The organism is Actinoallomurus sp. NPDC052274, assembly GCF_040679475.1.
Taxonomy (GTDB): Bacteria; Actinomycetota; Actinomycetes; order Streptosporangiales; family Streptosporangiaceae; genus Actinoallomurus; species Actinoallomurus liliacearum.
The window spans coordinates 80,543-106,865 of the sequence record NZ_JBFAUT010000004.1; the positions used below are offsets into that span (position 1 = coordinate 80,543).

The following is a 26,323-nucleotide window of genomic DNA, read 5'->3' on the forward strand; positions in this document are numbered from 1 at the left end:
GATTCGTTATCGATCGATTACCTTGTGTTTTCGTATATCGGTGAATGGTGTCGCCCGGGGGGATCAGTGCCGCAGCTCGCATTCGCCACCAGCTTCCTCGAGGAGTACGAGCGCCTGGAGAAGCCGGTGCGGCAGGGTGTCCGGGGCGCGATGGAGAAGTTCCAGCAGCTGACCGTCGCCGAGCTCTACGCCGACAAGGGCCTGCACCTGGAGCCGGTGGCCAAGGCGCGTGACCCGCGGATGCGCAGCATCCGGATCACCGGATTCTGGCGGGGCGTGGTGCTCGCCCCGGATGACGGGAGCGAAACGTTCCTGCTGCTGCGGGTCATGAAGCACGACGCCGCGTACGAGTGGGCGATGAAGCGGGTCGCCACCGTCAACGCCGCCACGGGCGGGCTGGAGATGCGCAACGTCGCGGCCATCGAAGAGCTCACCCCCATGTTCCAGCGCGCGGCCGAGTCGGCGCCGTCGCTGCTGTTCGAGAAGCACTCCGACGCCGTGCTGCGGCGCCTCGGCATCGACGACGGGTTGCTCCCGGCTGTACGCACGATCATCGACAAGCCGCAGCTGCAAGCGTTCGCCACGCTGTTCCCCGAGGATCAGTTCGAGGTGCTGTTCTACCTGGCGGAGGGCCACAGCCCGGACGAGGTCTGGCGCGATGTCGTGTCCGTACGGCGCCCGGCCACCGAGGCCGCCGCGGCCGAACCGGCCGACCTGGCCGCCGCGATCGCCAACACCCGCGACCGCATCGCGCTCGTGTCCGGCCCGAAAGAGCTGGAGGACATCCTCACCAAGCCGTTCAGCGCCTGGCGGATCTTCCTGCATCCGGCACAGCGCCGGGTGGCCTACCGGCCGTCGTACAGCGGACCGGCGCAGGTCTCCGGCGGGCCGGGCACCGGCAAGACCGTCGTCGCCCTCCACCGGGTAAAGCACCTACTGGAGAAGAACGACGACACCCGGATCCTCCTGACGACCTTCACCAACGCGCTCGCCGACTCCCTCCGGGAGAACCTCGCCCTGCTCGTCGACGACCCGGCGTTGCTGGAGCGCGTCGACATCACCACCGTGAACGCCGTCGCCCACCAGATCGCCGCGGAGCAGGGCTCCGTACCGGTTCTGGCGCCCGATGCGGACGCGGACGCGCGCCAGCGCTGGCAGCGGATCGTACGCCGCCTCGACCTCCCGTGGAGCGAGCACTTCCTGGCGCTGGAGTACCGGCACGTCGTCCTGGCCCAGGGCATCGGCTCGATCGAGGAGTACCTCCGCGCGTCACGGGCCGGCCGCGGCGCCTCGCTCCAGGCCGCGCAGCGGGAGCAGGTCTGGCGGGCCATCGAGGAGTTCACTCAACGGCTCGGCGCCGAGGGGAAGCGGACGTACCTGCAGCTGTGCGCGGACGCTGCCGACCTGCTGAAGACCGCCGGTCCGCGCTATGACCACGTCGTCGTCGACGAGGCGCAGGACCTCCACCCCGCGCAGTGGCGGGTGCTGCGCGGTGTCGTCGCCGAGGGACCGGACGACCTGTTCATCGCCAGCGACCCGCACCAGCGGATCTACGACACCCGCGTGTCCCTGCGCTCGCTCGGCATCAGCGTCGTCGGCCGGTCGAGCCGACTGAAGATCAACTACCGGAGCACCCAGGAGATCCTCGCCTGGTCATCCGGCATCATGACCGGCGAGCAGGTCGACGACCTGGACGGCGGCTCCGACACCCTCGCCGGGTACCGCTCCGCGCTGCACGGCGGCCGCCCGACCGCCGTCCCGGCCGGCACTCAGGCGGCCGAACTCGATGCGCTGGTCACCAAGGTCCGCTCCTGGGTGGATGACGGCGTCGCGCCGTCCGAGATCGCCATCGCGACGCGCTTCCACCAACTCGGGGCGCGCGCCAAGGAACGGCTGGCCGGCGCCGGCATTCCGGCGGTCGCCCTCAAGGACGGCCCCGATGCTTCCGACGACGGTGTGCGCATTGCAACCATGCACGCGATGAAGGGCCTGGAGTTCCGCTGCGTCGCTACGGTCGGCGTCAACGACCGGGCCTTCCCGTTCGAGCCCGCTGTCACCCCGGCCGACGTCGACCGGATGCAGCACGAGGTCGACATGCTCGCCGAACGCTCGCTCCTCTTCGTTGCCTGCACTCGCGCCCGGGACGACCTGTACGTCTCCTGGAACGGCAAGCCGAGCGCCTTCCTCCCGGTCGCGGCGCGGTCGCACTGACCCCGCCGTTCGCCCCGCATTTCGTTTCAACTCACGGTTCTGAAAGGGATAGTGATCTTGGGCTTCCAAACCCCTCTTCATCCACTGGCCAAGTACCTGGAATGGACGACGAGCGGATACGTCCAGCTTCCCGACTTCCAGCGTAGTTACAAGTGGGATGACGAGCGCATCCGTCAGCTTCTTGTCACCATCCTCCGCGGTCATCCGCTCGGCGTCGTCATGATGCTGGAGACGGGCAACGATCAGATCCGCTTCAAGCCGCGTTCCATCGAAGGCGTCACTCTCCCCGACGGTACGGAACCCAACCTGCTGCTTCTCGACGGCCAGCAGCGGCTTACGTCCCTCACACAAGCGCTGACCGGTGACGGCGTTGTCCACACCAAGGACAGCCGCGGCAAGCTCATGGACCGCCGCTACTACATCCACATGAAGACGGCGCTGCTTGGCGAGGACCGGATGGACGAAGCGGTCATCTCGATGCCCGGCGACGGTGTCTTGCGCAGCAACTTCGGCAAGGACATCGTGCGTGACCTGTCCACCCTCGAGCGCGAGCGCGCCGAGGGATACTTCCCCGCTCGCCTTCTCTTCGCCGGGGCGGAGACCGTCAACTGGCTCTTCGCCTGCGACGACAAGGAGCAGGCCAGTACGTTCCACGCTAAGGTCATCGAGCCCTGCCTGAAGTACACCATCCCCTCCATTGAGCTCGACAAGACGACCACCAAAGCGGCCGTCGCCACCGTCTTCGAGAAGGTGAACACGGGCGGCCTGCCGCTCAACGTGTTCGAACTCCTCACCGCTACTTTCGCCGGCGACAAGAAGTACTACGACACCCACGGAACCGACTTTCGGCTCAACGATGACTGGCAGGCCACGCAGCAGGCCTTCGCCCCACACCCCGTCCTGAGCTCGGTGGAGAACACCGACTTCCTCCAGGCCGTGAGTCTCCTCGCGACCCTGAAGCGGGCCAAGGAAGACACCTCCGACCGGCCGCGCGCCGTCTCCGCCCGGAAGGAGGACCTGCTCAAGCTTGGCCTCGATGACTATCTGGAGTGGGTCCAGCCCGTCCGCGACGCCTTCATCTGGACCGCGAACTTCCTTGCCGACCACCACATTTTCGAGACAAAGTTCATCCCCTACCCGAAGCAACTGGTCCCGCTCGCGGCGATCAAGGTCGTCCTCGGCAACGACGCCGACCTGCACGGCGTACGCGCCAAGCTCGCCCAGTGGTTCTGGTGCGGCATCCTCGGCGAGCTCTACGGCTCGACGATCGAGACGCGCTTCGTGCGTGACGTCGAATCCGTGCCTAACTGGGCGCGCGGCTTCGAGACGGCGGTGCCCCGGACCGTCGCGGACTGCACCTTCGCGGCATCGCGCCTCCTGTCACTGCGAACCAAAAACGCGGCGGCATACAAGGGCATTTACGCGCTTATTCTGTCCCAGGGTGCGAAGGACTGGATGTACGACAAGGCGCTCGACAAGGTGCAATACGTAGACCTCAAGGTGGATATTCACCACATCTTCCCGTCGAAGTGGTGCATCGACCACGGCATCGACCCGGCGTTGCGGGAGAGCATCGTCAACAAGACCCCGCTTTCAGCCGACACGAACCGCGCCATCGGTGGCGTGGCGCCATCCGCGTACCTGTTTAAGATCGAAAAGCGGGCGAGCATTAATCCGGCGCAACTGAACGCCGTCGTCGCGACGCACCTGGTGGCTGCCGCAGAGCTCCGGGCCGATAACTTCGACGCCTTCTTCGACAGACGCCTGGGGAGAATCATCTCTCTCATCGAGCGGGCCACAGGCAAGCCGGTCCAGAACGACCTGATCGATTACGAGGGCGAGGAAGTCCTGGAGATGTTTGATCAGGAGGACATCGCCGTGAGGTCCGATTTGGATGTGGTGGAGGTCTGACACTCGGGCGAGGCACGGGACGGCCGATCATCGCGGACCACGATTCCGTGGCGGGGCTGCGCCGTCCCGCCATGGTCAGCGGTGATCGCTCCCGGTCAGCCACTGATCGTGGCGCTCCTTCGCCGTACGCGCCAGCACGGTGATGAGCTCATGGCGGGTTCGCCCGGAGGTCTTCACCCGGTGGCAGTTGGGGCATAGCGCGATCATTTGCTCAGGATGGTCGCGGCCCCTATCGGCGAGGCCCACGATGTGGTCGACCTCCAGGAGCGGCCGGCCCAGGTCGTTGAGATCCGGAGCCGGGCGGCAGCATCCGGGGTTCTCGCACTGGCCACGGCTGCGGAGCAGGACCGCTTCGCGGGCGGCACTGATCCGGATCGGATCGTTGGCGATCCTGGTGCGCCGCTGCCCGTACGTGCGTTTCTCCCGGCGCGCCACCAGTTCGCACAAACGGGCGTAGTCGAATTCGGAGGCCGCGCGGATGCTCCCGGACACCGTCTCCTGATCGGAGTCTCCGGACGGCGGTGCTTCGTCGGTGGCGACGTCTTCGTCGTAGAGCCCGACTGCGGTGAGGAAGCCGCTCTCGTCGAAGTCTTCGAAGAACCGGGAGGTGATCGCGTCGATCATCCGGACCCGCGCCGTGCCCGAGCGGCGGGCGAGCGCGTAGACGGACTCCGGTAGGCCGCCTTCGGGTGCCTGCTCGGTGAACCACGTCCATACAGTGCTGCCGTGGGCTCGTGGGACGTCGGTGTGGCCGGGCAGCTCCCACAGGCCGGCATGGAACAGCGCGGCGATCGGGTAGTCCGGCCGGCCGTGGCGGCTTTCGCCGTTCCGGCGATGAGTCTGCAGCAACGGGGTCAGTGCGGCTACGGTGTCGGCCCATCCCAGGAGCCGGTCGTGGCCGACCCGGGCACGGCCGATCGCCCACAGGAGGACGACGGCCTGCTTCAGCATCGGCTTGCCGGAGGCCGAGGCAGGACGCAGGTCGCCGATGGTCGCGGCGATCTCGTCCGCGGTTCGAAGGCCGGACGAGTCGGTGTTGGGTGCGCTGGTCACTTCGAAGCCCAGGCGTCGCAGGACGGTCACCGCGTGGTCCCTGCCGCCGGAGAAGTCCTTCGCCGCCAGGGGAGACCTGCCGGGCAGGTGGCCATGCGCGGCTCCCGCGATGGCCTTGGAGTCGTAGCGCGCTCCGTCGTGCAGGAGCCAGTACCGCGGGAAGAGTCGAACCCGTACTTCTCCAGGAAGACGTCCCGGCCCAGGCGGTCGAATTCGCCGATCGCGGCGAGGACTGCTTCGCGCGTGATGTCGGTGAGCGCCATGATCGCACCGTACGCCCGCTATGTGACAGATGTAGCGTCAACTGGAACCTCGGGAGGCGCGCGCGGAAGGTCCGGGGTCTGTTCCTCGACGATCAGTACACGCCTGCTCTCGATGTCAGAAGTGGGTGCATATCGTCGGCATATCGAAAATCACATACACGCTGGCAACGCCACCCTGACTTGACTGGCGGTATGGCTCGAACCCGAGGGCCCAGCGAACAAGGACAGACGATGGAGCAGATGGACACCGCGGAGACCGGACAGGGCGGCGCCGGTCGCCGGGATACCGGCTCCGGTACCCGGCGCGCGGGCATCCGCCAGGCGATTCGCGTCGGCTGCCGGCCGGGGCCCTGGAAGCGCGGCCTGGTCCTCGCGGCGCTGGGGCTGCTTCTCGGCCTGGTCATGCTGCTGCACGCGCAGATCCCGAACCGGATCGGAAACCTCGGCAGCCTAGTGGATACCTTCCTGCCGTGGTTCGGCTTGTTCGTTCCGGTGCTGCTGGCCGGGGCGCTCTGGCGCCGCTCCGCCTCCGCGGTGGCCGCGCTGCTGCTGCCGGTCACGGTGTGGCCGGCCCTCTTCGGCGGGCTGCTCAGCGACAAGTCCCACCCAGGTGGCGACCTCACCGTGGTCAGCCACAACGTCAGCGCCGGCAACGCCGACCCGGTCGGGACCGCCCGCGACCTGATCGCGTCTGGGGCGGATGTGGTGGCGCTGGAGGAACTGGCGGAGAGCGATGCGCGGCGGCTGGTCGACCCCACCGAGCTGCGCGCCCGGCAGGCCACGGTCACGTACGAGAAGGTGCTGGGAAAGGCGTACCCGTACCACACGATGCAGGGCAACGTCGGGCTGTGGAGCAAGCTGCCGCTGTCGGACACCCGGCCGCTCGACATCGGTGGCGACCCGGCGATGCACACGGTCCGGGCGCTGCGCACCACGGTGACCACGAACCGGGGGCCGCTGGCGGTGTACGTGGCTCACCTCGGCTCCGTACGGGTGATGCCCAGGCGCGGCTTCTGGACGAGCCAGCGGAACGCCGGCGCGCACGCGCTCGCCAAGGCCATCGCCGCCGAGCCGAACACGCGGATGGTGCTGCTCGGCGACCTGAACGGTGCCATGGACGACCGTGCGTTCGCCGGAATCACCGCGCGGCTGCGTTCGGCTCAGGACGTGGCCGGGAGCGGCTTCGGCTTCACCTGGCCGGCGGAGTTCCCGATGGTGCGGGTCGACCAGATCCTGGTCCGAGGCGTGCGGCCGGTACGTTCGTGGGTGCTGCCCGCCACCGGCAGCGACCACCTCCCGGTAGCGGCCGCAATCAGCTGGTGAACCCCGCCTGAAAGGTGAGCGACCATCAGGTCCTGTTGGCCGGTCGCGAAGTTCCGGGCCGCGATCCGCGGTCTTCGAGATGCTGTCCACCCGCGCAGCGATGCCCGGTGGCGATGCCCGCTACGTTTGTCGGACATCTGGCAAGGAGGGATCGCGTGTCCGGAAAACGTGCACTCGTCACCGGAGGATCGCGGGGCATCGGCGCGGCCGTGGCCGCGCGGCTGGCGGCGGACGGCTTCACCGTGGCCGTCCACTGCGGATCGGATGTCACCGCGGCGCGTGCCGTCGCCGCCGGGCTTCCGGGGGACGGTCACGTCGTCGTCTCCGGTGACCTCGCCGATCCGGCCCGGGTCCAGGAGTTCGTCGCCGAGGCGATCGCCGGGCTCGGCGGCGTGGACGTGCTGGTCAACAACGCGGCGGTCCACGGCCATCAGCCGATCGACGCGACCTCGTACGAGGAGTGGCACGAGGGCTGGCGGCGTGTCATCGACGTCAACGTGCACGGTACGGCGAACGTGACCTGGTGCGTCGTCGAGCACCTGCGCACCCGGCCGGAGGGCGCCGAGGGCGCCCGGATCATCAACGTCGGCTCGCGCGGCGCCTACCGCGGTGAGCCGGTCGCCGTCGCGTACGGGGCGAGTAAGGCGGCGGTGCACGCGATGACCCAGTCGCTGGCGGTCGCCCTGGCACCGCACGGCATCGGCGTCGCGGCCGTCGCCCCGGGGTTCGTGCGGACCGACATGGTCGAGACGATGCTCTCCGGCCCGGCGGGCGAGGCCATCCGGGCACAGAGCCCGTTCGGTCGCGTCGCCGAGCCTGAGGAGATCGCCGCCGCGGTGGCCTGGCTCGCCTCGCCGGACGCCCTGTGGGCCAGCGGCGCGGTGATCGACCTCAACGGTGCCTCCTACCTCCGCTAGTACTTCGAGCCCGAGACGGCCAGGCCGACATCGCCGCGCCGTACCGCACTGATCGTGTCGGATCGGTGCTCGTCGGGAGTGGGGCTCGTGAAATAGCATTTTCGGTGGGTGAATCGTCAGGTGGCAGGAGGACGGGCAGGGGTCCGTGAGTACTGCGAAGATCGATTATGGGGCGCTGTTCGCGGTCGCTCCGACCCCTTATGCGGTGCTGGACCCCGACTTTGTGATCACAGACGTCACCCAGGCGCTTCTCGAGGTGGCGGGAAGGACCCGTGGGGAGTTGATCGGGAAGAACCTGTTCGAGTCCTTCCCGGCCGATCCCGCGGGTCCCTCCAGCGACGGGAAGCGCAGGCTGGAGGCCTCGCTGCGCTGGGTGGCGACGTCGCACCGGCCCGACACGATGGCGCCGATCCGGTATGACGTTCCGGTGCCGGGGCGGCCTGGGGAGTTCGAGGAGCGCTGGTGGTCGTCGATCAACACCCCCGTGGTCGGCCCGGACGGCGCGCTGACGTGCCTTCTGATGCGGACGATGGACGTCACCGCGTTCGTCGACTTCTGCGACTCCGGCGACCGGCCGTCGAACGAGAACCCGAGCGGGCGGGAGCAGGCGCTGGCGGCCGAGTTGTTCGACCGGGCGCGGGAGTTGCAGCGGCTGAACGATGAGCTGCGCCAGTCGTACGCCCGCGAACGTGAGGTCGCCCTGGCCATCCAGGACCGCATGCTGCATTCGCCGGACCTGGCCCGGCACCGAGAGATCGCGGTGCGGTACGAGCCGGCGACCGACTCGCTGAACGTGTGCGGCGACTGGTACGACGTCGTGGACCTGCCCCAGGGGGCCCTGTCCATGGCGGTCGGCGACGTCGTCGGCCACGGGCTGGAGGCCGCCGCCATCATGGGGACGTTGCGGTTCATCCTGAGCGGTGCCGTCCGGAACACCCACAGCCCCGCGCAGGCGCTGCAGACCCTGGACCAGTACGCCGGTTCCGTGGAAGGGGCGCTCGCCGCGACCGCCGTCAAGGCCGTGATCCACCCCCGCAGCCGCATCATCGCCTACAGCAGCGCCGGTCATCTGCCGCCGGTGCTCGCGCACTCCGGCGGTGGTCATGAACTGCTCGACAAGGCGACCGACCCGCCGCTGGGCGTCCGCTCCGAAGCCGTCCCCCGGCCCCAGGCCACCATGAAGTACGGCCCGGGGGACACCCTCGTCCTCTACACCGACGGGCTCATCGAACGCCGCGATGAGGACATCGACCTCGGGCTGGCCCGGCTCACCACCGCCCTCGCCGAGTACCGCGGGCTGCCACCGCAGGATCTGGCCGACGCCCTGCTGGACCGGCTCCGCTCCGGCGCCTCCGACGATATCGCCCTGGTGGTCGTCCGCCTTTGAGACACCGGCCGGAGCGCGGTGGCTCCGGGCACGCGCGGCGGGCTCGACGGCGCGCCGGCCGAGGGTGTTGATCCTGATCAGGGGATGACGTCGGCGGCGATCGTGATGGTCGAGGTCCGGCAGGTGGACATCCGGCCGGTGAGGTTCGTCTGGGCGGCCGAGTTGCTGGCGCAGCGCCAGCCGTGGACGGTCGCCACGCCCGCGCTGCCCTGCTTCGGAGTGTCCGTCCGGTAGTAGGTGCGGAAGATCGCCACTGCCGTGGAGCAGTCGACGTGTCCCTTGAGTACGCCGATCGCGGCAGCGGGGCCGTTGCCGGGCGGTTGGACGACGCCGCAGGTCCTGCCCGGTCCGGCCAGTGTCGGCTTGTGGGTGGTCGGCGAAGGGGCGGGGCGGTGCGTCTTCGGGTGCGTCGGGCTCGGGACGGGCGTGCTCGTCGTCGGGCCGGCCGTCGGGGAGGTGGTCGCGGCCGACGGCGGTGCCGAGGGGGCGGCGTTGGACTTGCCGTTGTCCCGGCAGGCGTTCAGCGCCAGCAGAGCGAGCGGGAGGCAGATGAGAGCCCGGCGATGCATTCAAGAACTCCGAAAACAGACTCCAAGATCCGCACAGTCTCCCAAATGCGCCGTCTGTCGTGCTTTGCCGCCCCCGGAGCGCGAGCTGACGGCCGAACGTTCCGCACGGTGACGGTTACGGCACGGTGCTCGCCGATCGGCCGCGTGCCGCGGTCTCGCGTGCGAATCCCGGTTCCGGGCCTTCAGGTCCGCCTACCGACTGTGACGAGGCGTGTGCCTCATGTGAGGTGAGAAGCACTCCGGCGGTACGACGCCGATCGTCCACCCCCACGAGGTGTCCATGCTTCTCGCGCAACCGGAACCGGCCGCCCTCGCGCCGGTCATGTACTGGCGGGCGGTGTTCCCCGGCACCCCCGACCAGGCCCACGCCGTACGGGCGTTCGTCGCCACGCTGCTGCCCGGGCGGCCGCGGCTGGACGAGGTCCTGCTGTCCGTCGGCGAGCTCGTGGCCAACGCGTTAAGGCACACCCGCTCCGGGCAGGGCGGCTCCTTCACCGTCGACGTCTACCACGCGGCCGGCCGTACGGAGATCTCCGTGACGGACCAGGGCGGCCCCGCCGAGCCGGCGGTCGCCGACGCGGACGAGTTCGCCGAGTGCGGGCGCGGCCTGCGTACGGTCGCGCTCCTCGCCGACAGTTGGGGCTGGCACGGCAACGACCAGGGCCGTACGGTCACCGCCGTCTTCGCCGCGGAACCGCCCGCGACGGCCGTCCTCTCCTGCCCGGAGTCCGGGTCCCCCGCGACGGCCGGGGGGAGGTGAAAGCATGGAGTACCAGCTCAGCGGCGTGTCGTGGCGCAAGACGACGCGGTGCGGCGGCTACACGGGCGAGGACGGCGAGGCGTGCGTTCTCGTCGCGGTCGTCGAGGCGGGCCGACCGTGAGTGACGGGCGGCGGTCCCGGGGATCGCCCCGGGCCGCGCCCACGGGAGGGAGCGCCGTGCACTTCCACGCGTACGGCTACCGGGGGTCCGGCGAGGCCGTCCGGCCATACGACGCCGTACGGTCGCCGGGCGGGGCCGGGTTCGACAGTTCGCCCGTCCCGCCCGAGCGCACCGCCGCCTGGCTCGCCAAGCCCGAACGATTCATCAAGGACACCTGGGACGACCCCGCTGACGCGGTCGCCTGGCTGCGGCGGCAGTACGCCGAGACCGGGCCGTTGATTCTGCACCGCGAGCGGCAGCGGTACGCGCCGACGGTTGACGTCATGGCCGCCACCGCCCTGGACACACTGACCCGCTGCAACGACGTCGTCTGGGCCTGGTGGCTGACCGGCGGTGACTTCGCGAGCTTCGCCGTCATCTGCTGCCCCAACCGGGATCGGGACGCTCGCTGCCCGCTCGGCCGCGGCTGAGCGGCTCTGCCCTCCAACCGGGCTCAGAGTCCTCGCTGGTCCAGGATGCTGATCAGGTTCCGTTTGCGCTTCTGGGCGGTGCGCAGGGCGGCGAGGTACGCGGTGAACTCATCCTCGGTGCCCAGACGGCGGTGGCAGTCGCGGGCCAGGAGCAGCAGCCGGGCGATTTCCCGGTAGTTGCCGTCCCCGGTGCGGCGGGTGCGCGGTTCGATCGCCCGCAAGTACGCCCGTAGCGCGTCGGCCGGACGCTCGTCCCGTACGAGGTCGGCGAGGGCGAGCCACTGCCGTTCGTTCGCCCGGCCCTCCGCGGCCTGCCATGCGGCGTTCGCCTCCCCGTCGTCGATCAGCACGTCGACCAGTACCGACCCGCCGTAAAACGGATCCGCGTCGTTCCCGGGCATCTCGCGGCCGAGCAGGTCGAGCGCCGCCGTACGTTCGGTGTCCCAGCAGCCGGCCGCGTGCGCGGCGTCGCGCAGTTTCCGGTAGCGCTCGAGTGACGGAGCCGCGCGGAACCGTTCCCGCCGTACGGCGACCGCGTCGGCGAGCCGGCCGTCCCGCTGGTATCGGTCGACCACGTAGTCAGCGAGCCGGTCATCGGCGTATGGATACCGGGCCGTGTCGCGCAGTCCGCGCTCCACCCACTCCAAGGCCTCGGTGCCCCGCCCGGCGCGGTCGAGTTCTCCGGCGATCCGCAGATGCGTGCCGCCATCCGGGGTGAGGTCGGCCGCGAGTACGGCGACCAGCGTGTCCACGTCGCCGCCGACCCGGGCGATCTCCTGCTTGAGGTACTTCGCGGCCCAGTCGGAGCGGTTCCGCGACGCCTCGGTGACCCGTTCGATGAACCTGGCCCGGCCCGAGTCGCCCAGCAGCGACCAGTAGTCTCCGAGGTCGATCTCCGGCAGGTTCGACCAGTCACCGAGCATGTGACCGGCCAGCCACTCGGCGGTCTCCACCGGGTCGAGGTCGGCGGCGGCGCAGGCCTCCCGGTGCGCCCTCTCCAGGGCGTCGCCGGCCTCGCCCACGGCGCCGTCGGAATCGTCGATCTGCTCGTACACGTCGCACAGGTACCCGATGGCCTCCCGGGCCAGCGGCACCGCGTACGACGCCTTCCCGGCGACGGTCAGCGACCGCAGCACGCCCGCGACCTCGCCGACCTGCGCCGCGTAACCGGACGCGCCCGCGTACTCGACGAAGCCGTACCGGCCGTAGGGCGCGGTGTCGAGCAGCGACCTGATCTGCGCGCGCAGGGTCGCGAGGTCGAGGTCGGCGTCCGCCTGCTCGGCGGTGGCCCGTACCTCGAGACGGCGGCGGAGATTCCGGTCCTCGGCGATCTGCTCGCGTAGCAGGGCGAGCAGCCGCTCGTGAGGAAGGGCCTCCAGCCAGGCGTCCAGCCGCCGGCCGTTACCGGCCGCCCGGGCCTTCGCCTGCCTCAGGTCGAGCCCGCGTTCCAGGACGACGAGGCCGACGGCGACGCAGTGCTTGCAGAAGTTGCCGTCCATGCCGTACGGGCAGCCGCAGTCGCCGGACAGTTCGCCGTCGGCGTCCAAGGTCAGGTTGACCTCGTATGCGTCGCTGCCGTAGACGGTGGCGGTGACGCCGGCCTCGGTGGCCTCCAGACCGGTGACCGCGTCGAGGTAGCCCTGACCCCTCGTATACGACCGGTCGCCCGCGAGGTCGAGCAGATCATCCTTCGAGAACATCGGAACGCCGGCCATACGACTCATCAAAGCGAATTCGGTCAATCTCGGCAGGCGAACGAACCAGGTCGATCATGTCGTCAGCGGCAGTGAGGAGCCGGACGTGGCGGCCGTACTGCTGCGGCTGGACGGTCACGTGGACTGGGTCGGCGAGGGCCAGGTGGCGCGGTGCGGCCCGATGGCGGCGTGGTTCGGCGTGCCCGTCGGCTGAACGGCGCGGCCATGCTGCCACGGCCGTTCCCGCCGCAGGGACTGCCGGCGAGATCCTGCCCACAGGACGCGGGCCCTGTCCACTCGGAGGGCGGCGACCCCGCGCCCACGTGAGACCCGTTCGGGAGGCTTGAGCGCTCCGGGGCCTAGCCGCGCCAGGGCGGTGCCGCGTGGAAATCCGGGTGCACCTCGATCGTCGGGGCCAGGGTGTAGAGGAGGCGGCGGGCGCGGGACAGCGGGTGCTGGGGGAAGTGCTGGTCCCACCACGGGTCCTCGGACCAGTTGCGCGGCAGGCCGCCCTGCACCTCGGGCGCGTACGGGTGCTGCGCCCAGTACCGCATCATCTCCTGAGGGGGCCGGCCGTTCCCGTGCTCGGCCATGAAGCGGTCGAGCGCCACCGCGTCCCGCATCCCGGTCACGCCCTGTTCGAGGCACATGAACTTGAAGACCAGGCTGCGGTCGGCCCGGGGCAGGGTGAAGGACGGGATGTAGGCCACGCCGGGCCGGTCGGGCAGGGGCAGCTTGACGATCTGCTGGAACGCGGGGAGGCCGTGCAGGGTGACCGGGTCCAGCTCGATCAGACCTCCGCCGGCGGCGGCCGTGCGCGCCACCGTGTCGCGCCGGAGCGCGTCCAGGTTCTCCAGCGGTGCCGCGAGGTTGGGCGGGATGTCGAAGCCATGCAGCTCGGCGATGTCGCCGTCGGAGTTCCGGTAGGCGCCGGGCTGCAGTTGCTCCCAGCCGGTCTGGTCAAAGCGAATGGACATGAGTCGGGAGCCTAGAGGTACCGGTGTCTCTCAGGGCGCGAGCAGATCGGCGAGGAGGAGTTCGAGGGCCGACTCCTCCTGGACGGCGACGCCCAGGACGGTCATGGCAGGCGTCAGTTCCGGGTCCCAGAGCGCGTCGACGGGCGCGCCGGCCAGGGGTGGAAGCGGGGTGCCCCGGTCGCGGGCCGTGGCGACGTGCTGCTCGTAGTCGGTCGCTCGCATGCGCCACGGGCGCGCGGTGTATCGGCCGATCATACGGTTGGCGATCGCGATGCCGGGCCAGTCGAAGTCGCCACGGTAGGCGAGGCGCGCTCCGGCGGCGTACAGGGCGTCGAGCAGGGTGAGGGCGGTGGTCGTCGGGTTGCCGGATACGCAGACCAGCGGTCGGGTGCAGCCGCGGTCGGCGGCGGCCTCGACGACGCGGGGGTTCTCGCAGACGAGGACCTCGGTGTCCGGCGGGAGGCGCCAGGTCATGCGGGTCAGGTCGCGCAGCGTCAGGTGGGTCTCGAAGCCGGCCCGCGTGCGGTCGCGGAGCAGCCGTACGGCGGGTTCGTCGCCGAGGGGCGCGAGGCCGAGCGTGAGAACCGTGGTCGACACGCGGTCGACGGCCACGCCGGCCGCCTCCCACAGCTCGCGCCGGGAGCGGGCGTCCTGCGGTGGCGGTACCTCCAGAGAGCGGGCGAGGGCGCGCAGGACGATCCGGGACAGCAGGGTGCCGTCGTCCAGGCCGTGCGCGGTTCCGGTCACACGTTCGGCGAGTTCGCCGCGCCCTGGCCTGCCCGCCGGATCCGGGGACGCCGGGCCGGTCAGGCCCGCCATGACGTCGACCGCCTGGACGATCAGCCGCTTCGCGTCGTCCGGGGCGAGTCTGGCCAAGGTGCCGGCGCGCCGTACTTCTTCCAGCCACGGCCTTGACCATGCCGAGTCGGCCAGGCCATACGACCGTAGCGCGTCGTCCGCGGCGGACCGGATCGCCTCTGCCGCGGCTCGGCGGGCGTCGCGGGCGGCGGGGCGGTCGGTGAGGGGGCCGCGGAGTTCCGTGACGACCTCGACGAGGCCGCGCTCGGCCGCCCCCGTACGGAGCTGCGCGTCGAGGTCGGCGAGGGCGAGCGACATCGTGTCTCCGGTGTACGGGCGGCCGGTGAGGAGGGCCAGGGCCTCGCGTTCGGCGGGCGTGACGCCGTCGAGGCGCAGCCGGCCGTGGACCCGCAGGCCGTTGCGTTCCAGGCGGTCGTGCAGCCGGTCCCACAGCCGGGCGAGGTCGGGCTGGTCGAGCCACGCGCGGGTCCGCGCGGTCATCTCGGGGCCGGTCGCGGTCACGTGCCCACCAGACGTCTGTGCCGGCCGTCCCAGGTGAAGTGGACGGTGGCCACGCCTCGGACGTGCGGGTCGCGCAGGCACTCGTAGATGTGCAGGCTCGGCACGGTCGCGAAGCAGCCGAACAGGCGTTCGCTGGTGATGACGAAGTCCAGGTCCAGTTCGACCAGCAGGCCCAGCAGCCGTCCGTGCGTCGGCTCGTCGACCTTGGCGAAGGCGTCGTCCAGCAGGATGAGGCGCGGCGCGGCAGGGGCGGCGTCCCCGAGCGAGGAGAAGTGCGCCGCGGCGGTCGCGAACAGGACCAGGTACGACACGACGCGCTGTTCGCCCTGGCTGAGCGCGGTCCGGTGACTGAGCACCCGCTCCCGGTCCGGATTGGCGGCGTCGGTCACCTTCACCCGGAACGCGAACCAGGCCCGGTAGTCCAGCGCCGTGCGCAGGTGCAGGGCGTATCCAGCGGACGGGTCGGCGCGCCGGGCGTCCTCGATGCGGCGGCGGAGGGCGTCGCGGAGCCGTGCGGACTGGTCGCGGGTGCGCAGCGCCGACGGGCGGCGGAGCAGCTCGACGGCCGCGCGGATGTCGGCGTCGGCGCCGGCCGGCAGCTCCCACACGAGGCGGGTTCCGATGCCGTGCGAGGAGCGGACCTCCTCGAGCGTCGCGTTCATCGCGGCGACGAGGTTGTGCGCCGCCAGGACCTGCCGGGACAGGTGGTCGCCGAGCTCGCCGAGCAGGTACCGCTCGAACACCTCCTGCTCTCGCGTGGACAGCCGCAGCCGGGCCTCGGCGAGGGCCGTGCCGATGCGCGTGCCGACGACGGCGACGTCGTGCGCCCCGGTGTCGTCGTGCAGCGCGAACCGTTTCACGCCGTCCACCTCGTCGACGCCCGCGTCGTACCCGCCCGCCAGATTGTCGCGCAGTTCCTCTCCACGGCGGAGGATCAGCGAGTCGCTGACGTCGGCGGACGCCGGGCCGAGCCGGGTGGCGATGTCGTCGGCGAGAGCGTTGAGCGCCCTGATCCGAGCGCGCACGTCGCCGTCCTGCGCGGTGTCGTACGCGCGCAGCGGCTCCTCGACGTCGCCCAGGGCGGCGGCGAGCGGCAGGCCGGGCAGGCCGAGCGGGCGGCGCAGCCGGACGCCGCCGTCGACGACGATCTGCTCCTGTCCGGCGAGGTCGGTCAGGGCGTTCTCGCGGCGTACGCCGGCCTCGATGCGCTCTTTGAGCACCTCGTCGTGCCGTGTCCTGAGCGGCGGAAGCCCGCGGGCCGCCGCGTCCAGCCGGTCCTGAGCCTCGCGTTCCCGCGCGAGGATCTCCTGCTCGCTCGCGCCGACGGAGTCCTCCAGCAGGGCCAGTTCGCGCTGCGCGGCGGTCAGCGCCGACAGGGCGGTCGCGTAACCGCCCTCGGCCTGCGTACGGTCGGCGCGGGCCTTCTCCCAGCCGCCGCGGACCGCGCCGTGCGCCGACAGCCGGTCCAGCACTCGTCCGGCGTCGCGGCCGAGCGTGCCGACCCGGGCTTGCAGGGTGCCGAGGTCGGCGCGGATCCGGGCGAGGTCGTCCCGGTCGGCGGGCAGGCCGTCGGCGCCGGCCTGTGCCTCGGCGCGGGCGCGCAGCTTCACGGCGGCCGCGCGGGAGTCCTCGGCCGCGCGGCGGACGCCCGCCAGGTCCGCGGTGAGCCGTGCCGTCTCGGCGATGGCCTCCTCGTATGCCGTCCACGCGTCAGTGAAGGCGCGTGACGGGGGAATTTCGCGCAGCACCCGGCGGAGCGCGTCGCGCCGCTTCTCGATCCGCCCGCGTTCGGCCCGCGCGGTCTCCAGCTCGACCTCCAGCGTCCCGATCCGCGCGGTCAGGGCCGCGATCCGGCGCTGCCGGGTCGCCGCGCGGACGCCCGCGCCGACGTACTCCGGGTGGTCCTTTCCGTACGCGCCACGGGCGACGCCGAGCCGCCAGCGGCCGTCCGTGGCCGCCCAGCTCGACGCCGACTCCGTCTCGCCGAGCCCGATCGAGCGCAGCAGACCCGAGAGGCCGGTTGCGCTCACCCCATCGGCGGGTACGGGCCGGAGGACGTCGGCCAGGCTCGGGCCCACGACGGGCGTTCCCGGGCGCAGCAGGACGTCGCGCGTGCCGGCGGCCAGCACGGTGCCGTCGGCGCACACCCAGGCACCGAGCAGCCCGCTCGCCTCCAGCGCGGCCTCCAGGCCGGTGCGGTCGGCGTCGGGCAGCCCATCCGCGAAGTCCAGCAGCCGGAACAGCGGGGCGCCACCATTCGGTGGCCGATCGGCGGTGGCGTACGGGGAGCGGGGCGGTTCGGGATCGGATTGCCGCTCCCAGCGGCTCCGTTCGGCGCGCGCCTCGGCCAGGCTGGCGTCGAAGGCGCGTTCGCGGGCGACCGCGTCGTCGCGTTCGAGGTCGCAGGCCGCGAGCACCGGGTCGGTCACCTCGTGCGCGGCCTGGGCGACCGCCTCATGGATGTCGCGATCCAGGCAACGGTCGGTGACCGGGAGGTCGTCGTCCTCGTCGGGCAGCGCCACGAGCGTCTGCATCGTGGCCGCGTCCGGCAGCCGGTCCGCCCACTCGCGCACGAGCCGGGCGTACGCGGCGGACGCCTCGATCAGGCGGACGCCGCGCTCACGCTCGCGGTCCTGTGCCCCGCTGAGCTGCGCCTCCAGGCGCTCGGCGTCCTGGCGCAGGGCCGCCGCCCGGGTCTCCGCGTCCGCGACCTCCTTCAGCCGCGCGGTGAGCGCGTCGGCCGCGCGCTGCCGCGCCTTGATCACCTTGACGGCCTCGGCCAGGCCGTCCCGCCAGGTCGCCAGGTCCTCGGCCGTCCCCTCGCGGAACGTTCCGCCACCGGGGCGTACGACACTCTGGCCGCGGCCGTCCGGATCGGTGATGGTCTCGGTCTCCACCGTGGCCAGCGTCCGGACCGTCCCGACGGGCGGCTCGCCCAGCAGCGCCTCGTCGATCCCGCACGCGCGGCCGCCGGCGCGGGCGTCGCGCAGCGAGCCGCGAAGGTCGGTCAGGTCCCGGGCGATCTCGGCGGTTCCCGTGAGAAGCCGGTCCGCCGCGGTCGCCTCGCCCCGGCGGGCCAGGTCGGCGGCGGTCCAGGCACTGCGCGCGGCGTCCTCCACGGCGCGTACGGTGTTGCGCTTCTCCCGAAGGTCGTTCAGCGCGCCGTACGCCGCGCTCTCCCGCAGCGCCCGCAGGTCGGCGTCGGCCGCGTCGCGGGTCTGCTCCAGGCTCGCCACCCGGGCCTCCGCCTCGGCCTCCTGCTCTCTGAGCCGCGCGAGGGTGCGTTCGGCGTCGCCGGCCGCGCGGCGCCGTTCGCGCAGGAGGCCCAGCGCATCGCCCACCTGGGCGACCCGGCCGCGGAGGACGCCGCGCAGGTAGCCGCGGTAGGCGGTCAGGAACGTCGTCAGCGCGGCGTCGGTCCGCTCCAGCCGCGCCAGTTCGTCGCGTACGGTGTCGAGATCGTCGAGGTTGCGGGCGACCTTGTCGATGACCTCGTCGTCGAGGGGCGGCAGGGCGTCGCTGAGCACCTTCACCAGCTCACCGGACTCGATCCGGTCGCCGATCGTGGGCCGGCGCAGCCCGTACAGCAGGTGCACGAGGTTCCGGTAGCGCGCCAGGTCGGTGAGACCGAACAGGTCCCGGGCGACGCGGGCGCGGTAGTCGGCGGCGCGGTCGAAGCAGTTCTCCGGGCCGATCAGTTCCCGCAGTTCGGCGGGCGTGGGGCGGCGGGCGGGGTCGTGCAGCGGCAGGTCGTCGCCGACGGCGAGCGAGGTCACGAAGAACGTCGGTTTCGCCTCGCCCGTCGACCGGGAGGCCCGGACCGCGGTGCCGAGCGTGAGGCGTTCGTCGGTCCCGTCGTCGGTGGTCCGGGCGAACTCGATCCACAGGTAGCCCAGCCGGTTCGTGCCGGCCGTCCAGCCGTCCAGCATCAGCCACTTGAGCGTCGTCTTGCCGCCGCCGGCGGCGTCGATCCTGCGCGTGTCACCGTCCAGCAGGAACGGCAGCAGCATCTCCAGGGCCTTGGACTTGCCGGCGCCGTTCTTGCCGCGCAGCAGCAGCCGCCCACCGCCGAACAGGAACTCCTCGTCGTACTGCCACACCTGGTGGATCCCGGCACGGCTCAGCCGGAACCGGTGCGGATTCCTCGGCAGCGGGGTCACGTCGTCACCTCCGGGGAGTAACGGGCGGCCGCGGCGAGCAGGCGCAGGGCGCCGTCCCCGGACCGGTCGAGCAGACGCATGCGCGACAGGAGGTCGGTGACGGCTCCGCACAGCAGTTCGGGCGCTTCGGTGTACCGCTCCGCCCACGCCTTGCGGTGCCGATCGACCAGTTCGGCCAGCACGGACTCGATCCGTCCCTCGGGGACGTCGGCGGAGCCGCCGTCCGGGGTGAGCTCGGCGACCAGGCGTTCGAGTACCAGCAGCGCGGCCCAGGGCACGGTCCCCGTGCCGGGGAACTCGATGTCGCTCAGCTCCCCGGCCGGGTCGAGCAGGGCGACGCCCTCCGCCCGGATCTCGGCGTCCAGGCCCAGGAACTCTTCGAACGCGCGCTGCTCGCGGCGCTGGTTGCGGCGCAGCCAGTCGCGTTCCTCGTCGGTCAGCTCGTCGACGTACACGACCGGGGTCTCCACCAGCCGCCGCCGTACGGCGTGCCGCGGACCGGCGTGCTCGGGCGTCCCCGCCAGATCGATCAGCTCATCGAGCGAGGAGGCCCGGCCGATCGGGCCGCTCACCAGGCGGCGCGCGACCTCCCGGTCGACGGTCAGCAGCGCCTCAGCGCCACCGTCGCCGGAGTAGGACTCCACCGACCCCTCGTCCTCTGCCAGCACGTGCCAGGTCATCAACTGCTTCAGCGCCGCGACCAGCGCGCGGCGTTCGACGATGCGATTGGGCTCGCCCAGGTCGATGCCCGCCTCGGCGGCGGCGGCCCGCGTACGGGTGATGATCTCCGACAGCAGCAGTTGCTCGGGCGCGGTGACCAGGACCGACAGCGCCAGCGCGAGATAGGCGTAGGTACGGGGCGTGAACGGCGCCCCGGACGCGCGCTCGAGCCACCGGCCGGACTTTCGGCCGAGACCGGCCTTGAACAGGCGCGCGAAGCCGGCCTCGACGACGAGGCGGTACCCCAGCACCTGCCCGAACTGCCGGGCCAGCTCGTCCGCGTGCCGCCGGATCAGCGGGAACTCCTCCGGATGCGTCTCCGGGGTCACCAGCGGCTCCCGCAGCAGCAGCCGGGCCGCCGCGCGCCGCTCGGCCGCCAGCTCGTCGGCGAAGTCACTCATGTGTCCTCCTTCGTCGGAGGAGTGATCGGGCCCGCTGTGTTCTTGATTCCTTCGCTTCGCTCACTCCCGCGGTCATCCGGCCGCCTCCAGGTCCGGGCGGGCGGCTGCGCCGAGGTGGACGCGCAGCCCGTCGAGGATCAGATCGCCGTCCGCGCCGTGGACGACGGTCTCGACGCCGGCCGTACGGATGAGGCGGAGCCGGACGTCCAGGTCGTCGTCGGAGGTCTCCGCGTCGTCGAACCCCGGAGGCGCCCCCGCCAGGGATCGCGCGAGCAGATCGAGGAACAGCCGCGTGGCCGGGCCCGACAGCCGTACGTCGCCGAGCCGCGGGCCCGCCGCGCGCAACTCGGCCGCCGCGGCCCGCTGTCGGCGGGCCTCTTCCTCCGCCTGCTCTCGCAACCGCGCCCGCTGGTCCGTGTAGTCCTCCGGACCGGCGGTACGGCCCCGGGGCGCGCGCGAACCGCGTTCCTTCAGCGCCACGGGTACGCGGGCGGCCGGTCCGTCCCACCAGCTCGTCGTCGCCGGCACGTCCTGGTCGGTGTCCGGGGCGACGCCGAGGTGACGCGCCCCGTACAGCCCGAACGCCGCGACGAAAAGGTCGTGGGCGGTCGCGTCGTCGGCTCCTTCGAACCACTGCGCGAGGCGGATCAGGTCGCGCCGCCGGGACAGCCCGCCACCCGCCGAGCGGATCATGCGCTTGGCGTTGGCCAGCAGCGCCTGCAAGGCCCGCAACGTCGCGTCGCGAAGCTGGTCGACCTGACTGCCCTGGCCCGTGTCGTCGAAGAACCACGCGCGCAGTCCCGTCCAGTCCTCCAGCTCCCGGCCCCGGCTCCGCTGGACGCGCACGTCGGCGTCCTGGAGAGCCGCGAGGCCCTGGTCCACCGCGTCGATGCTCGACAGGAGGGCCGGTAGCCGCGGCCACAAGCCCTGGATGTTCGCCTCGATCTGCGGAGCGAACAGCGCCACCTCATCGGTGATCGTCTCCGCGTAGTCCAGCAGCAGCTCCTTGAACCCGGTGAACTCCGCGCCGTCCAGGTCGTACCGGAAGATCACCTGGCCGAGGTAGGCGTAGAAGTCGCGTACGGAGTCGGCGAACTGGCCGAACTGCGCGAAGAGTGTCGAGACGCGGTCCAGGGCCTCGCGCGGGTCGATGCCGCCCGGCCGCCCGGTCGACTCCTCCAGCTCGGCCAGCCCGCGAGCCACGAGGGCGAGCAGCTCCCGGCTGACCTCGCGCGCGGCGTCGGCGTTGATGAGGATCTCGTCCGCCTGCCGCTGGATCCGCTCCCCGAGGGCGGACAGCTGATAGCGGGACCGGACCCGGTGGTACTCCCGGATGCTGCCCGCCTTCACCGGCCGGGAGCTGGGGATGAGATTCCCCCAGGTCGTCAGCGCGTCCAGCTTCGCGGCGACCGTCTCGACCGGGAACCGGTCGTCGAGCCGCTCGGCCAGGTCATGCGCCGACAGATCCGCCAGGAGCGTCGAGGTGAAGACCCGCATGATCGCGATGTACGCCGCGCGGTCCGGCACGGTCAGGTACGTGTACGCGGTCAGCCGCTCCAGATCGCCCTCCACGGTCAGCCACCGTACGCGCCGAACCGCCCCGGAACGGACGACTCGCCGTCTCCGAGGCCCGATGCGGCCGTACGACCACGCCGCCCGCGGACGGCGGGCAGTGGAGTTGCGCACGGCGGCGCTCATTCCGGTCAATTTGAATAGCACTTATAGGTCGCGCCGAAAATCAGGCGGACGCCGACCGTGAACTTGGCCGGGTGATCAGGAATGGCGTGTCCAACATGAGGGGAGCGGATAGGATCTGTGCCGACATTCGCAGCCGGGGAGTCAAAGGGGCGCGCTGTGGGTCGACCGAGGGGGCAGGATGTCATCACTTGAGCCATGGGAGCGTTCGTCCATCCGGTTCATGCTGAACGCCAAGCTCGACGAACTCCACGGCCAGGAGTTCGAGGACTTCTTCTATGATCTGATGTGCGCCCGATATCCGAGCTTTTTGGATGTCCGTACCCACGGCAACCTCGGTGATCGAGGATCGGATGGCCTGCTTCTGTCGGACGGCAAGCTCTATGCTTGTAACGGTCCGCAGGCGGTGAACCCTTCGCGGTTAAAATCCAAGATCGCTACGGACGTCCGGAAGGCCATCGCCCTACGGGGCGGTGAATTCAAGACCTTCGTCTTCGTACACAACGACCGCAGGGGCATGCTCCCCGCTGTCTCGTCCGCGCTCGCCGATGCGCGTAACGCCTACCCTCGCTTGAGCTTCGAGAACTTCGGGCACAGAAGCTTCTACAACGAGTTGTGTCGACTGGAGCGATGGCAGGTCGAAGACCTCCTGGGGCCGTTCCCCGCCCAGCCGGTCGTCACGGGAGTCGTTCTCGCCGATCTCATCCCGTTGCTGGACCATTTGGCGACCTATCGGCAACCGGTGGACGAACCGCCCAAGGTGCCGCGCCCCTCCGCCGAGAAGATGGACTACAACAACTTCTCGCCGGACACGAAGTACCGCATGCGGGGTGCCCTGTGCTACGTGCATCACGTCGAGGCCTACTATGCGAACCGCCTCGACCCCAACGAGCGTGACGAGGTGGCGAAGGGCTTCAAGGCTCACTATGAGATCGTTGCCGGCATTTACGAAGACCCCGACGACGTGCTTGCCGAGCTGGAACGGCACATTCTAGGTAATGCGGCCCAGTCGCCTGCCACCGCCTTGAACGCGTTGGTCATACTCATGTACTTCTTCGGGGAGTGTGAGATCTTCAAGGTGCCGCCCGACGGATGGGCGCCGACGACGCAGATGGGGGTGATCACGTGATTCTTCCTACCAAGGGAGTCGCGCCCCAGCGCGCGCTCTTGGCCGTGAGCGCTCAGATCGTGCTCGCCACCGGCCGGCAGCCGGTGACGGTCACGCAAGCATGGCGGCGGCTGCTGGCTTGGCGAGATGAGCACAGGCATCACGCGCCTGTTCCCTTCTGGTGGTTCGCGCTGGCCTTGGACACCCTGTATGCGATGGGTCTCGTCGATCTGGAGCGCGACGTTCTCGTCTTCCGGGCGCGCGGCGATGCTCCGTAGACTCGGCTCCGGCGACCAGCGCTTCAAGACGGTCGAGTTCGGTCCGGGCCTGAACCTGCTCGTTGCCGAGCGTGACGACATCTCCACTGACACCGACAGCCGTAACGGTTCTGGTAAGTCGAGTGTCATCGAGCTACTGCACTTTCTCCTGGGCGCTCGCAACGAGAACAAGGCCCTGTGGGTACGCGAGGGCCTTCGGGAATGCACGTTCGATCTCTCCCTGGACTGGCCTGAGAGGGCGAGTCCGTTGCGGGTCAGTCGATCGGGAGTGCAGCCCGGGAAGGTCAGGCTTGAGCCCGACATAACGCGGAGCGCGTCGGAAGGACTATTCGAACCGGCGGCCGAGGTGTCGTTGAAAGACTGGCAGTGGGCCATCGAACGTGACCTCTACCGAGTTCCCGGAGAAGCGGCCCAGGTCAGCGGGCGCGCCATGCTGTCCTTCGCGATGCGCCGTGTCGACAGGGGCGGCTTCCTCGACCCGACCAAGGCCGTGACCCAGCAGTCCCCCCATGACGCGATGGTCAACCTGTGCTACCTCTTCGGGCTCGATTCGGGGCTGGCGGCGGAATATCGGAATCTGTCCAACCAAGAGGCGACCCGGAAGAAGCTCGTCGAAGCCGCGAAGGACCCGGCATGGGGAAAGATCGTCGGCCGGTCCGCAGAGCTGCGCGGTGAGATCGGCGCCGTCGAGCAACGGGTCCACGAGCTCCAGGCGCAGATCGACGAGTTCCGAGTCGTGCCCGAATACGAGAACATACGCCGCGAAGCGGATGAGCTTGACAAGCAGATCCGCGAGCTGCGCGCAGCGGACGACATCGACCGGCGGAACCTCCAGGACATGCGGCAGGCGGCCGCCGATGTGAACGAGCCCGACGATCGTTATCTGGAATCGGCTTTCAACCAGCTCAACGTCGTCCTCGGACCTGAGGTGCGCCGCCGATTCGATGAGGTCCGAAGCTTCCATCGCACCGTGGTCCTCAATCGTGAGCGGCAGCTCCGCGACGAGATCGATCGGACCGAGCGGGCGTTGGAGCAGCGTGCACGCGAGCGTGATCGGCTGGGAGACCGCCAGGCGGCGTTGCTTCGGACTCTCAACTCCGGTGGCGCCCTTGACGCGTTGACCGCTCTGCAGTACTCGCTCGCCCGTGAGCAAGCCCACCTCGAGTCATTGCGCCACCGCTTTCAGGCCGCTCAGACACTTGAGGCGAGTCGGCGAGAGATCGAGGCCAAGCGGCTCGAGCTCGAGGACGCAATGGTGACGGACATCGAGGAGCGAGACTCCGTCACCGATAATGCCAACGCGTTGTTCAACCAATACGCCCGGCGACTGTACGGTGACGGCGGGAACCCCTACCTCGTCTTCCAGCCGAGTCGGCAGCGCATGAAGATCGAAGCGCATATCGAGGACGACGGCAGTCGGGGCATCCACAGTATGGTCATCTTCTGCTTCGATCTGACATTGGCGGTGACCGCACACCGAGCCGGACGTGGACCGGATTTCCTCGTTCACGACAGCCACCTCTATGACGGTGTCGACGAACGTCAGGTGGCCCGCGCCCTTGAACTCGCCGCGGAGGTCACTGAAGCGGAGTCGATGCAATACATCGTCACCATGAACTCGGATGACCTGAACAAAGCAGCGACCGTGGGCTTTGACCCCGATCCATACGTCATCGAGCCACATCTCACCGACCAACCCGATGGAGGGCTCTTCGGATTCCGCTTCTGAACGCGGATGAAGTCAGGAGAGGCGGGAGACGTCGGCCGCGCCGATTCGGGTTCGGGAGGGGCCGCCGCCGGGGGTGAGGGCGACCAGGCCCGGGTGGCGCTGGGCTGCCAGGGCGCCGCGGACGATGGCGTCCTTGTACAGGGCGGCGAGGCGGCCGGTGAGGACGAACTCGACCGGGCTGTCGTCCGCCCGTACGTACTGGATCAGGGCGTCGCGTCGGCCCAGGCTGATGCACTGGTTGAGGTAGCGGAACCGGAACGGGCCCGGCGCGCGCCGGCCCAGGCCCTGGCGTACCGTGCGGGCCACGTGGCGGGCGGCGGGCAGGCCGGTGGCGCACGCCATGCGGAGCTCCTGGCCGTCCTGCCGGTGCATCGCCGCCGCGTCGCCGATCGCGTACACCTCCGGATGCGACACCGAGCGCAGCGTCGCGTCGACGAGCGTCCGGCCGCGCTCGTCGACGGCGAAGCCCGCCTTCCGGGCCAGGTCGGGGACGCTGAAGCCGGCGGCCCACACGACGGTGTCGGCGGGCACGTGGTCGCCGCCGGTCAGCAGCGGGCCGTCCGCGCGCACCTCGGCGACCCGCGCGTTCTCCAGAACGTCCACGCCGAGCCGGTCGAACACGCGCCGCAGGTGGCGGCGGCCGCGTTCGGACAGGGTGGCGCCGAGGCGACCGGCGGTCAGCAGCCGTACGGTCAGTTCCGGCCGCGTCTCCGCGAGTTCGGTGGCCGCCTCGATCCCCGTCAGGCCGCCGCCGACCACCGCGACGGTGCCGCCGGCGGCGAGCCGCTCCCGCAGCCGTACGGCGTCCTCGCTGAGGGCGAGCGGGTAGGCGTGCTCGGCGACGCCGGGGACGCTCTCGGCGTCCGCCCTGCTGCCGAGCGCGTAGACGAGCGTGTCGTAGCCGAGCCGCCGCCCGTCGGCCAGCGCGACCTCGCGTTCCGCCGCGCCGATCGCGGTGACCCGGCCCAGGACGAGGTCGACGGGCGCGCCGTCGAGCAGGTCCGCGAGCGCGCGCGTCCGTACGTCCTGGCCCGCCGCGACCTGGTGCAGCCGTACGCGCTCCACGAACCGGTCGCTCGCGTTGACCAGCGTCACCCGCGCGCCGCGGTCCCTGGCGATCAGCCGGGCCGCCACCAGACCCGAATAGCCCGCGCCGAGGACCAGGATGCGTGCCGTCATCTCAACCACCCCTTCACCGAGGATGTCCGTCGACAGGGGTGACTCGGTAGGCCCGCCGGTTCGTGACAGCCCTGGGG

At 70.7% G+C, this 26,323-nt stretch carries 19 protein-coding genes; 10 read left to right on the forward strand and 9 right to left on the reverse strand.

Going from position 1 to position 26,323, the window contains the following annotated elements; translation table 11 throughout:
- Positions 1-66 precede the first annotated feature (66 nt).
- Positions 67-2,211, forward strand: coding sequence for a DEAD/DEAH box helicase (locus tag AB0K82_RS05095; RefSeq protein ID WP_364392883.1), 2,145 nt, complete (start codon positions 67-69; stop codon positions 2,209-2,211).
- Positions 2,212-2,268: 57 nt separating this feature from the next.
- Positions 2,269-4,122, forward strand: a complete 1,854-nt coding sequence (locus AB0K82_RS05100; RefSeq protein ID WP_364392884.1) for a DUF262 domain-containing protein — start codon at positions 2,269-2,271, stop codon at positions 4,120-4,122.
- 75 nt (positions 4,123-4,197) lie between these two features.
- Here AB0K82_RS05100 and AB0K82_RS05105 read toward each other — a convergent pair whose 3' ends face one another.
- Positions 4,198-5,205 carry an HNH endonuclease signature motif containing protein gene (locus tag AB0K82_RS05105; RefSeq protein ID WP_364392887.1) on the reverse strand — a complete coding sequence of 336 codons (1,008 nt, stop codon included), beginning with the start codon at positions 5,203-5,205 and terminating at the stop codon, positions 4,198-4,200.
- Positions 5,206-5,669: 464 nt separating this feature from the next.
- Between AB0K82_RS05105 and AB0K82_RS05110 the strand changes: the two genes are divergently transcribed.
- The 3 genes from AB0K82_RS05110 to AB0K82_RS05120 all read left to right on the forward strand — a co-directional run bounded on the left by AB0K82_RS05110 (position 5,670) and on the right by AB0K82_RS05120 (position 9,065).
- Positions 5,670-6,761 (forward strand): endonuclease/exonuclease/phosphatase family protein, encoded by a 1,092-nt coding sequence (locus AB0K82_RS05110; protein WP_364392889.1) that lies wholly within the window; start codon positions 5,670-5,672, stop codon positions 6,759-6,761.
- Positions 6,762-6,916: 155 nt separating this feature from the next.
- Positions 6,917-7,678, forward strand: coding sequence for an SDR family NAD(P)-dependent oxidoreductase (locus tag AB0K82_RS05115; protein ID WP_364392892.1), 762 nt, complete (start codon positions 6,917-6,919; stop codon positions 7,676-7,678).
- Between the two features lie 145 nt (positions 7,679-7,823).
- A complete protein-coding gene (locus tag AB0K82_RS05120) occupies positions 7,824-9,065 on the forward strand; it encodes a SpoIIE family protein phosphatase (RefSeq protein WP_364392894.1) in 1,242 nt (413 codons plus the stop codon).
- 77 nt (positions 9,066-9,142) lie between these two features.
- On the opposite strand, the gene AB0K82_RS05125 is transcribed toward AB0K82_RS05120, so the two are convergent.
- Positions 9,143-9,634 carry a hypothetical protein gene (locus AB0K82_RS05125; RefSeq protein ID WP_364392897.1) on the reverse strand — a complete coding sequence of 164 codons (492 nt, stop codon included), beginning with the start codon at positions 9,632-9,634 and terminating at the stop codon, positions 9,143-9,145.
- 280 nt (positions 9,635-9,914) lie between these two features.
- Between AB0K82_RS05125 and AB0K82_RS05130 the strand changes: the two genes are divergently transcribed.
- Positions 9,915-10,394: an ATP-binding protein gene (locus AB0K82_RS05130; protein WP_364392899.1), complete on the forward strand. Its 480-nt coding sequence runs from the start codon at positions 9,915-9,917 to the stop codon at positions 10,392-10,394.
- 177 nt (positions 10,395-10,571) lie between these two features.
- The gene (locus tag AB0K82_RS05135; RefSeq protein WP_364392901.1) at positions 10,572-10,985 is read left to right on the forward strand and encodes a hypothetical protein; all 414 of its coding nucleotides are present in this window, start codon (positions 10,572-10,574) and stop codon (positions 10,983-10,985) included.
- Positions 10,986-11,008: 23 nt separating this feature from the next.
- On the opposite strand, the gene AB0K82_RS05140 is transcribed toward AB0K82_RS05135, so the two are convergent.
- The 6 genes from AB0K82_RS05140 to AB0K82_RS05165 all read right to left on the reverse strand — a co-directional run bounded on the left by AB0K82_RS05140 (position 11,009) and on the right by AB0K82_RS05165 (position 21,829).
- Positions 11,009-12,700 carry a DUF6880 family protein gene (locus AB0K82_RS05140; RefSeq protein ID WP_364392903.1) on the reverse strand — a complete coding sequence of 564 codons (1,692 nt, stop codon included), beginning with the start codon at positions 12,698-12,700 and terminating at the stop codon, positions 11,009-11,011.
- Positions 12,701-13,038: 338 nt separating this feature from the next.
- A complete protein-coding gene (locus AB0K82_RS05145; RefSeq protein ID WP_364392906.1) occupies positions 13,039-13,656 on the reverse strand; it encodes a hypothetical protein in 618 nt (205 codons plus the stop codon).
- A gap of 30 nt (positions 13,657-13,686) precedes the next feature.
- Positions 13,687-14,976, reverse strand: coding sequence for a TIGR02679 family protein (locus AB0K82_RS05150; RefSeq protein WP_364392909.1), 1,290 nt, complete (start codon positions 14,974-14,976; stop codon positions 13,687-13,689).
- Complete coding sequence (locus AB0K82_RS05155; protein ID WP_364392911.1) at positions 14,973-19,136, reverse strand: TIGR02680 family protein; 4,164 nt, start codon at positions 19,134-19,136, stop codon at positions 14,973-14,975. The genes AB0K82_RS05150 and AB0K82_RS05155 overlap by 4 nt, the downstream gene beginning before the upstream one ends.
- Positions 19,133-20,257: a TIGR02678 family protein gene (locus AB0K82_RS05160; protein ID WP_364392912.1), complete on the reverse strand. Its 1,125-nt coding sequence runs from the start codon at positions 20,255-20,257 to the stop codon at positions 19,133-19,135. Before AB0K82_RS05160 ends, AB0K82_RS05155 begins: the two co-directional genes overlap by 4 nt.
- Positions 20,258-20,329: 72 nt before the next feature.
- The gene (locus AB0K82_RS05165) at positions 20,330-21,829 is read right to left on the reverse strand and encodes a TIGR02677 family protein (protein ID WP_364392913.1); all 1,500 of its coding nucleotides are present in this window, start codon (positions 21,827-21,829) and stop codon (positions 20,330-20,332) included.
- Positions 21,830-22,175: 346 nt separating this feature from the next.
- On the opposite strand from AB0K82_RS05165, the gene AB0K82_RS05170 reads away from it, so the two are divergent.
- From AB0K82_RS05170 to AB0K82_RS05180, 3 genes are read left to right on the forward strand one after another with little or no spacing between them, the layout of a single operon-like run.
- Positions 22,176-23,081 carry an ABC-three component system protein gene (locus tag AB0K82_RS05170; protein WP_364392915.1) on the forward strand — a complete coding sequence of 302 codons (906 nt, stop codon included), beginning with the start codon at positions 22,176-22,178 and terminating at the stop codon, positions 23,079-23,081.
- Entirely contained in the window at positions 23,045-23,338 is a 294-nt protein-coding gene (locus tag AB0K82_RS05175) for an ABC-three component system middle component 6 (RefSeq protein WP_364392917.1), read from the forward strand. Before AB0K82_RS05170 ends, AB0K82_RS05175 begins: the two co-directional genes overlap by 37 nt.
- Positions 23,328-25,067, forward strand: a complete 1,740-nt coding sequence (locus AB0K82_RS05180) for an ABC-three component system protein (RefSeq protein WP_364392920.1) — start codon at positions 23,328-23,330, stop codon at positions 25,065-25,067. Before AB0K82_RS05175 ends, AB0K82_RS05180 begins: the two co-directional genes overlap by 11 nt.
- 12 nt (positions 25,068-25,079) lie before the next feature.
- Here AB0K82_RS05180 and AB0K82_RS05185 read toward each other — a convergent pair whose 3' ends face one another.
- The gene (locus tag AB0K82_RS05185; RefSeq protein WP_364392923.1) at positions 25,080-26,246 is read right to left on the reverse strand and encodes an FAD-dependent oxidoreductase; all 1,167 of its coding nucleotides are present in this window, start codon (positions 26,244-26,246) and stop codon (positions 25,080-25,082) included.
- Between the last annotated feature and the right edge of the window lie 77 nt (positions 26,247-26,323).

Coding starts and splice junctions, on each gene's coding strand:
- AB0K82_RS05175 (WP_364392917.1), top strand. CDS start 23,045: ATGGGCGCCGACGACGCAGATGGGGGTGATCACGTGATTCTTCCTACC.
- AB0K82_RS05125 (WP_364392897.1), bottom strand. CDS start 9,634: ATGCATCGCCGGGCTCTCATCTGCCTCCCGCTCGCTCTGCTGGCGCTG.
- AB0K82_RS05180 (WP_364392920.1), top strand. CDS start 23,328: ATGCTCCGTAGACTCGGCTCCGGCGACCAGCGCTTCAAGACGGTCGAG.
- AB0K82_RS05170 (WP_364392915.1), top strand. CDS start 22,176: ATGCTGAACGCCAAGCTCGACGAACTCCACGGCCAGGAGTTCGAGGAC.
- AB0K82_RS05140 (WP_364392903.1), bottom strand. CDS start 12,700: ATGGCCGGCGTTCCGATGTTCTCGAAGGATGATCTGCTCGACCTCGCG.
- AB0K82_RS05130 (WP_364392899.1), top strand. CDS start 9,915: ATGCTTCTCGCGCAACCGGAACCGGCCGCCCTCGCGCCGGTCATGTAC.
- AB0K82_RS05160 (WP_364392912.1), bottom strand. CDS start 20,257: ATGAGTGACTTCGCCGACGAGCTGGCGGCCGAGCGGCGCGCGGCGGCC.
- AB0K82_RS05185 (WP_364392923.1), bottom strand. CDS start 26,246: ATGACGGCACGCATCCTGGTCCTCGGCGCGGGCTATTCGGGTCTGGTG.
- AB0K82_RS05145 (WP_364392906.1), bottom strand. CDS start 13,656: ATGTCCATTCGCTTTGACCAGACCGGCTGGGAGCAACTGCAGCCCGGC.
- AB0K82_RS05110 (WP_364392889.1), top strand. CDS start 5,670: ATGGAGCAGATGGACACCGCGGAGACCGGACAGGGCGGCGCCGGTCGC.